Here is a 7,689-nt window from a genome sequence, read left to right on the forward strand (position 1 = left end):
GACCTAGCTTGCGTCATGGCAAAGGGGCGGCTCGCCGGTACTGGTCGCAAGGCGGATTGCCGCCCTTGGAACAAGGTGCAATAGGCACAGGTTCCATCTCCTTCGGACAAGGCGGGGCTTGTTGGCAGTGCGATCGATTGGCCTGTGTTTGACGGCGCTGCCCTTGCTCCTCGCCCTGCCCCATGCCGCGCTTGCGCAGGAGGCGGCGCCGGCCGAGCAGCCGGCCGCCGAGCCGGTAATCGATTTCGGCGCCGACCAGGTCACTTACGAAACCAATTCGGAGGTCGTCACCGCCGAGGGCCGGGTGCGGATGGCGCGCGACGGCAATTACCTCGCCGCCGACCGCGTCACCTGGGACCGCAACAGCGGCAAGGTGGTGGCCGAAGGCAATGTCGTCGCGGTCAATCCGGCGGGCGACAAGCTGATCGGTGACCGGGTCGACCTCACCGAGTCCCTCAAGGACGGGACAATCGACAATCTGCTGATCGTGCTAGAAGGCGGCGGCCGGATCGCTGCCGTGCGCGGGACCCGTACCGGCGACGAGATGGAGTTGACCAACGCCGTCTATTCGGCATGCGCCGTGACGACCGATGCCGGATGTCCCAAGAATCCAAGCTGGAAGATCACCGCCGCGCGCGTCAGCCGCGACGCGACCACCGGGAAAATCCGTTTCACCGGCGGGCGGCTGACGATCCTTGGCATCACATTGCCGCTGCTGCCCGTCTTCAGCATCGGCGACGGGACGCAGAAGGGCGGGTTCAGCGGCGCGCTGGTCCCCGGTATCCGCTTCGATCACAATAACGGCCTCGAGCTCAGCTTCCCTTATTATTGGTGGCTCGACCGCAATCGCGACCTGACGATTACGCCGCACATCTACACCGATTCGCTGCCGGCGCTGGAAGCGCGCTGGCGCCATCTCACCTCGATCGGCGCCTATCAGATTGGCGCGTTCGTCACCTATGGCAACATTCCCGACCCAGATCCGCTCGACCTGACGCCGACCGACCGCCGCGGTTTCCGCGGCTATTTCGAAGCCAACGGCCGGTTCCAGCTCGATCCCCATTGGACGATCACCAGCTCGCTGCGGGGAGCGACCGACAAGACCGTCGCCCGACGCTATGACATCACCCGTGATGACCGGCTGCGCAGCGTCGTCAGCGTTGAGCGAATCGATCCCGACAGCTATTTTGCGATCCAGGGCTGGGCATTCCAGGGACTAAGGAGCGCCGACGTCCAGGAGCGCATCCCGATTGCCTTGCCGGCAATTGATGCCCGCATCCGGCTCGACGATCCGGTGCTCGGCGGCAAGGTCGAGCTGCAAGCCAACAGCCTCGCTATCCTGCGCATCGAGGGCCAGGACACGCAGCGCGCCTTCGCTAGTGCACGTTGGGATCTTCGCCGCATCACCAGCATGGGCCAGGAACTGACCCTGACTGCGTTCGGCCGGGCCGATGCCTATCATACCGACGAAGCGGAAGAGACGACGGTCGACATTTATCGCGGCAAGAATGGCTGGCAGTTTCGTGGGATCGGGGCGCTGGCGGCGGACCTCAAATGGCCGCTGGTCGGCGAACTGTGGGGCGGCACCCAGCGGCTCACGCCGCGGATCCAGCTGGTGGTATCGCCAAAGACCAAGAACCTCGACATTCCCAACGAGGATGCCCGGGCGGTCGACCTGGAGGACAGCAATTTGTTCGCGCTCAACCGCTTCCCCGGCTACGACCGGTGGGAGGACGGATCGCGCGTCACCTACGGTTTCGAATGGCAATATGACCGGCCGAAATGGTCGATCTACAGCGTCATCGGGCAAAGCTACCGTTTGTCGCGCGAACCGAGCATTTTCCCCAACGGCACCGGGCTGACCGACCGCTTCTCCGACATTGTCGGCCGAACCCGCGTCCGCTTCGGCCGCCTGGTCGACGTCACCGCCCGCTACCGGGTCGACAAGGACAGTATGGCTCTTCGCCGCGGCGAACTCGATCTCACTGTCGGCAGCGATTTGACCTACGTCCAGGCGGGCTATCTGCGGCTCAACCGCGATATTTCCTCGGCGATCGAGGATTTGCGTGACAAGGAAGAGTTGCGGCTAGCCGGACGGTGGCAGTTCCACCGCTATTGGTCAGTGTTCGGAACGACGGTGCTAGACCTCACCAACAAGAACGAGGATCCGCTCAGCCTGTCCGACGGTTTCAAGCAGGTGCGGCATCGCGTCGGCATTACATATGAAGATGACTGCCTTGAGCTTGGCGTAGCGTGGAAGCGCGACTATGAGCGGATCGGGGAGTTCCGCAAGGGCAGCACTTTTTCACTTAATTTCGCGCTGAAGGGCATTGGCCGCTAAGCTCCGGTTCAGCACCGGGCGGTAAAGGCGACTAGCTATAGCGTTGGCGACAAAGGGATTTTGAGGGTGGTAGTGAAGGAATGGAGGGCTTCGGCCCGACTGGCGCAGACGGTATCACTGGTTTTCGGTTTGGCACTCGCAACGGCTGGAGCGGCACAGGATGCCGGTCCGCAAGTGAACAGCGCCGCAACGCTCAAACTGCCGGAAAATCCGCAGCTGTTCGGCAATGCGCTGCCGCAGGTCATCAAGGCGATGGTGATCGTCAACGGTGAAGTCATTACCCAGACCGATATCGACCAGCGCCTGGCGCTGATGTCGATTGCCAACAACCAGCCAATCCCGGCCAACGAGATCGATCAGCTGCGCCAGCAGGTGCTTAGCAACCTGATCGACGAGACGCTGCAGATCCAGGCTGCCAAGGCTGAAGAGATCGAGATCAGCGACAATGACATCGACAAAACGGTCGAGCGCGTCGCCGGCAGCGCCAAGCAGACGCCGACCCAGATGGCCGAATATCTGAAGTCGCGCGGGTCTTCGATCCGCTCGATCCGCCGCCAGATCCAGGGCGAAATCGCCTGGCGTCGGCTCCAGTCGAAGAAGATCGAGAGCGGCGTCAGCGTCGGCGACGAAGAAGTGCAGGCCGTGATCAAGAAGATGGAAGCGTCGAAGGGCGCCGAAGAGTATCGCGTCGGCGAAATCTTCCTGTCGGCCAACAGCAGCAACGACGCCGAAGTCCAGGCCAACATGGGCAAGATCTTCAACGCCCTGCAACAGGGCGGATCGTTCATCGGTTACGCCCGGCAGTTCTCGCAATCGTCGTCGGCGGCCGTCGGCGGCGACCTCGGCTGGATGCGGCCCGAACAGCTGCCCGACGAACTCGGCGGTGCCATCAAGCAGATGCGTCCGGGCATGATTTCGCAGCCGATCAAGGTGACCGGCGGCTATTCGATCGTCGCCGTGCAGGACGTCCGCAAGATCCTGACCGCCGATCCGCGCAATTCGGTGCTGACCCTGAAGCAGGTGTCGATCAGCTTCCCGCAGGGCACGACCCGCGCCCAGGCCGAACCGACATTGTCTCGCTTTGCCCAGAGCATCGCCAATATCGGCGGCTGCGGCGGAGCCGAGAAAGTCGCCGGCGAATATAACGGTGAGGTGGTTGAATCCGACAACGTCAAGATGCGCGACCTGCCCCCGGCGTTGCAGGAAATGATCCTGCAAATGCAGGTCGGCCAGGCGACCCGACCGTTCGGATCGGTCGAGGAAGGCGTACGCACTTTGGTGCTGTGCGGCCGCGACGAGGTCGACCCATCGGCGCCCAGCTTCGACCAGGTCTATGCGCAGCTCAACGAGGAGCGCGTCAACCTTCGCTCGCGCCGCTATCTGCGCGACCTGCGCCGTGACGCGGTGATCGACTTCCGCTAAGCGGAACCCGATGCAGAGCAGCTATCGACCGCTGGCGGTTTCGCTGGGCGATCCCGCCGGCATCGGGCCGGAAGTGGTCGGCAAGTGCTGGGACCACCGTGCCCGGTTCGACCTGCCGCCGTTCGTCGCCATCGGCGATCCGCGCAGCCTGGCAGCAGTGTGGGACGGGCCGATCGCGACCATCGACGACCCTCGGGAAGCTGACAGCGCGTTCGACGTCGGCCTGCCGATCCTGCCGATCGCGTCGGTCGAGGCGGACATTCCCGGCCATCCGACCGTCGCGGGCGCCCATTGTTCGCTGGATGCGCTGGAACTGGCGGTCGGACTGGCTCGATCGGGATCGGCGGCGGCGGTGGTCACCGGCCCGGTATCGAAGCACCAGCTCTACGCCATTGGCTTCAGCCATCCCGGCCAGACCGAGTTTGTTGCGGAACGCTGCGGCGTCTCACCTTCGAACGTCGCGATGATGCTGGCCGGCCCGACGCTGCGCACGGTCCCGGTGACGACCCACATTCCGTTTGCCGAGGTCATTGGCGCGCTATCCCCCAACCTTATCGAGGCGCGGGGCCGCGCCGCGCTACGCGGCCTGCAGCGCAATTTCGGCATTTCCGATCCGCGGCTGGCGGTGGCGGGCATCAACCCGCATGCCGGCGAAGGCGGATCGCTCGGCCGCGAGGAAATCGAGCTGATCATGCCGGCGATCGAGGCGCTCCGGGCCGAAGGGTGGCGGGTGACCGGCCCTCACCCGGCCGACACCATGTTCCACGCCGCCGCGCGCGCCAACTATGACGCCGCGCTGTGCATGTATCACGACCAGGCGCTGATCCCGCTGAAAGCCCTGCATTTCGAGGATGGGGTCAATATCACGCTTGGCCTGCCCATCATCCGCACTGCGCCGGACCATGGCACCGCGTTCGACATCGCCGGCCAGGATCGCGCCGATCCCAGGGCGATGGCCGCCGCGATCCGGGTCGCCGCGGAATCAACCGTCCACCGCGCCGCCGTCGCCGCCTGATGCCCGAGCCGTTACGCGACGTCATTGCCCGACACGGGCTGATGGCGACCAAGGCACTCGGGCAGAATTTCATTCTCGATCGGCAGCTGCTGGCCCGGATTGCCGCCATTCCGGGTCCGCTCGACGGCGCGAGCGTCTATGAAGTCGGACCCGGCCCCGGCGGCCTGACCCGTGCCCTGCTCGACGCCGGTGCAAAAGTAGTGGCAGTCGAGCGCGACCGGCGCTGCATGCCGGCTTTGGCGGAGCTGGAACGCGAATATCCGGAAAAGCTGCGGATCATTTCGGGCGACGCGCTCCAGGTGGACGAGCGTGCCGAGGCCGGAACGGGCGCCCATATCGTCGCCAACCTGCCCTACAATGTCGGGACCGCGCTGCTAATCCGCTGGCTGGAGGGGCCATGGCCGCCATGGTGGTCGTCGCTGACCCTGATGTTCCAGCGCGAGGTTGCGGAGCGGATCGTCGCCAAGCCCAATAGCGAGCATTACGGCCGGCTGTCAGTCGCGGCGCAATGGCGGGCGAGCCCGCGGATCGCGATGGCGGTGCATCGCTCTTCCTTCGTGCCGCCGCCCAAGGTCGCGTCGGCGGTGGTGCACATTGTCCCGGCTGCCATGCCGGATGGCGTTGATCCCAAAGTGCTGGAGCGGCTCACCGCAGCGGCGTTCGGCCAGCGGCGCAAAATGCTGCGATCGAGCCTGAAGCCGGTGCCTCACGCGCTGGATGCGCTCGCCGCGCTCGGCATCGATTCCGAACGGCGCGCGGAAACGGTTAGCGTCGACGAATTTGTCGCGCTGGCGAGGGCGCTTTCGTGAAATGGACCCCGGCCGCAGGCCGGGGTGACGCCATGCGGCGTCAATTCTTCTTGGGAACTTCCGGCGCCTTGGCCGCGGCCATTGCCGGGCCCTTGGCAATCGCTGTGGTCAACGAGGCAACCTGCGGACAACCGGCGGTACCGCACAGCTTCTGCAGCTTGGCGAGGTTGTCCTTGGCCCGGGGCAGCGCACCCAACTCGACCATCGCTTCGCCCTGGACCGCCAGCGCGTCGCGGTCGGTCGGCTCGAGCGCCAGCGCCTTGTTGGTCAGTCGGATCGCCTGGCCGTAGAGCTTTTCCTTGATCGCCACGCGGGCCATCACGGTGAAGGCAGCGCGGTTCTTGGGATCGACCGCCAATGACGTTTCGAGCGCATCGTCGGCCTCGATATATTTGCCCTGCGATAGCAGCGCCTCACCCTGCTTCATCAGCGCGATCGATTGGGGAGCAATCTGGTCGTCGGGACGCTGGCCAACCACCGCGACCGGCACGGTCGACGCTGCAAGCCCAAGGCACAAAACGAACGGAGTCAGGCGCATCAAAATCTCCAACCAATCGCGCCCGCCTATCATGAACGAATGAAGCGCGCGACGAAAAAGCCATCGGTAGCGTCATGCCCGGGGGTCAGGAGCTTTCCCGGCCCGTCGGCACGGCCGCCATTGATGGAGACATCATGCACCTGCCAAGATGAATGACGCCCTAAGAAGTTCCGCGCCTGGTCGGCACCCTCTGCCCGGATGATCGAGCAAGTGGCGTATACCAGGGCTCCGCCGGGCTTCACGAGGGGCGCAGCGAGGTCGAGCAAGCGCTTTTGCAGCTCGGCCAGGCGGTCGAGCCGGTCGGACGTCAGCCGCCAGCGGCCTTCGGGATTGCGGCGCCAGGTGCCCGATCCGCTGCACGGTGCATCGACCAGAACGACATCGCACTGCCCTTCGAGGTCGGCGAGCTGCGCCGCTTCGCGTCCGCCATCGATCAAACGGGTCGCAATGGCCGCGCCGGCCCGCCCGGATCGCGGCGCCAGCTGCGCCAATCGCGCTCGATTGGTATCGGAAGCGATGATTTCGGCATCCGGAGAGACAGCGGCCAAGGCCAGTGCCTTACCGCCCGCCCCGGCGCACAGGTCGAGGATGCGCATGCCATTTGTCGGCTGGCAGGCAAGCGCGATCAGCTGGCTGCCTTCATCCTGTATCTCGATCAGGCCTTCGGCAAAGGCGGGAAGGTCGTCGATCTTGCTGTCGGCGGGCAGGCGCAGGCCCCACGGGCTCAGCGTCGTAGGTTTCGCGTCGGGGATTTGGCTCGCGATTTCGTCACGCGCTGCTTTGGCCGCGTTGACCCGCAAATCGAGCGGAGCGCGCTCGAGCAGCGCCGGCCATTCACCAGTCGCTACTTGCTCCGAAAGCAACGGTTGAATCCATTGCGGGATGATGGAAGCTGCAGCCGGCTTCTCTGCCGGCTCGCGGACTACCGGGCCATGCGGCGAGCCATCGAAAAGGTCGAGCAGCAGCGCGTCGTCGTCAGCCAGGCCGAGCATCGCCGTACGGCCGCTGTCCGGTCGCTCGCCGCACCGGCGGATGGCGCGGAAGGCCAGCTCCCGCACCGCGCGGCGGTCCTTGGACCCGGCATAGCGCCTTGTCTTGAAATAGCGCTGGATGATCGTGTCGGCGGGCGGCCCATCGTCGCGCGCCGAAGCAATTACCTCGTCGAGAATCTCGATCGCCGCCTGGACTCGCGCCGACGGAGTCATCGCCTACCGCGTCGGATAATTCGGTGCCTCACGCGTGATCGCAACATCATGGACATGGCTCTCGCTGAGGCCGGCATTGGTGATCCGGACGAATTTGGCCCGCTGCTGCAACTCCTCGATGGTGGTCGAGCCGGTATAGCCCATCGCCGCCTTCACCCCGCCAACCATCTGGTGGATAACGTCGCGGACCGGCCCTTTGTAGGGTACCTGGCCCTCGATGCCTTCGGGCACCAGCTTCAGTTGGTCCTTGATGTCCTGCTGGAAATAGCGGTCGGCCGAGCCGCGCGCCATCGCGCCGACCGAGCCCATGCCGCGATACGCCTTGTAGGCCCGGCCCTGGTAGAGAAAGGTTTCGCCCG

At 65.0% G+C, this 7,689-nt stretch carries 7 protein-coding genes; 4 read left to right on the plus strand and 3 right to left on the minus strand.

Annotation, left to right across the window (positions count from 1 at the left end):
- Window positions 1–127: 127 nt before the first annotated feature.
- The 4 genes from lptD (at window position 128) to rsmA (ending at window position 5,587) form a co-directional block, all read left to right on the plus strand.
- Entirely contained in the window at window positions 128–2,341 is a 2,214-nt protein-coding gene (gene lptD, locus Q0C64_RS04530) for an LPS assembly protein LptD (RefSeq protein ID WP_294121141.1), read from the plus strand.
- Between the two features lie 174 nt (window positions 2,342–2,515).
- On the plus strand, window positions 2,516–3,763 hold the full coding sequence (locus Q0C64_RS04535) for a peptidylprolyl isomerase (protein WP_294121122.1): 1,248 nt from the start codon (window positions 2,516–2,518) through the stop codon (window positions 3,761–3,763).
- Between the two features lie 10 nt (window positions 3,764–3,773).
- Window positions 3,774–4,778 carry a 4-hydroxythreonine-4-phosphate dehydrogenase PdxA gene (gene pdxA / locus Q0C64_RS04540; RefSeq protein WP_294121124.1) on the plus strand — a complete coding sequence of 335 codons (1,005 nt, stop codon included), beginning with the start codon at window positions 3,774–3,776 and terminating at the stop codon, window positions 4,776–4,778.
- A 41-nt stretch (window positions 4,779–4,819) separates the two neighbouring features.
- Entirely contained in the window at window positions 4,820–5,587 is a 768-nt protein-coding gene (gene rsmA / locus Q0C64_RS04545; RefSeq protein WP_294121125.1) for a 16S rRNA (adenine(1518)-N(6)/adenine(1519)-N(6))-dimethyltransferase RsmA, read from the plus strand.
- A 40-nt stretch (window positions 5,588–5,627) separates the two neighbouring features.
- On the opposite strand, the gene Q0C64_RS04550 is transcribed toward rsmA, so the two are convergent.
- The 3 genes from Q0C64_RS04550 to Q0C64_RS04560 all read right to left on the minus strand — a co-directional run.
- The gene (locus tag Q0C64_RS04550) at window positions 5,628–6,125 is read right to left on the minus strand and encodes a tetratricopeptide repeat protein (protein WP_294121126.1); all 498 of its coding nucleotides are present in this window, start codon (window positions 6,123–6,125) and stop codon (window positions 5,628–5,630) included.
- Window positions 6,126–6,154: 29 nt separating this feature from the next.
- On the minus strand, window positions 6,155–7,330 hold the full coding sequence (locus Q0C64_RS04555; protein WP_294121127.1) for an RsmB/NOP family class I SAM-dependent RNA methyltransferase: 1,176 nt from the start codon (window positions 7,328–7,330) through the stop codon (window positions 6,155–6,157).
- Window positions 7,331–7,333: 3 nt separating this feature from the next.
- The coding region (locus Q0C64_RS04560; RefSeq protein WP_294121129.1) for an IMP dehydrogenase at window positions 7,334–7,689 on the minus strand (356 nt) is incomplete at its 5' end.

Origin of the sequence: Sphingomonas sp. (genome assembly GCF_023266535.1) — a bacterium.
Classification (GTDB): Bacteria; Pseudomonadota; Alphaproteobacteria; order Sphingomonadales; family Sphingomonadaceae; genus Sphingomicrobium.

Bases quoted from the DNA above. Each gene is read 5' to 3' on its own strand.
- pdxA (WP_294121124.1), top strand. From the start codon at position 3,774: ATGCAGAGCAGCTATCGACCGCTGGCGGTTTCGCTGGGCGATCCCGCC.
- Q0C64_RS04550 (WP_294121126.1), bottom strand. From the start codon at position 6,125: ATGCGCCTGACTCCGTTCGTTTTGTGCCTTGGGCTTGCAGCGTCGACC.
- Q0C64_RS04555 (WP_294121127.1), bottom strand. From the start codon at position 7,330: ATGACTCCGTCGGCGCGAGTCCAGGCGGCGATCGAGATTCTCGACGAG.
- rsmA (WP_294121125.1), top strand. From the start codon at position 4,820: ATGGCGACCAAGGCACTCGGGCAGAATTTCATTCTCGATCGGCAGCTG.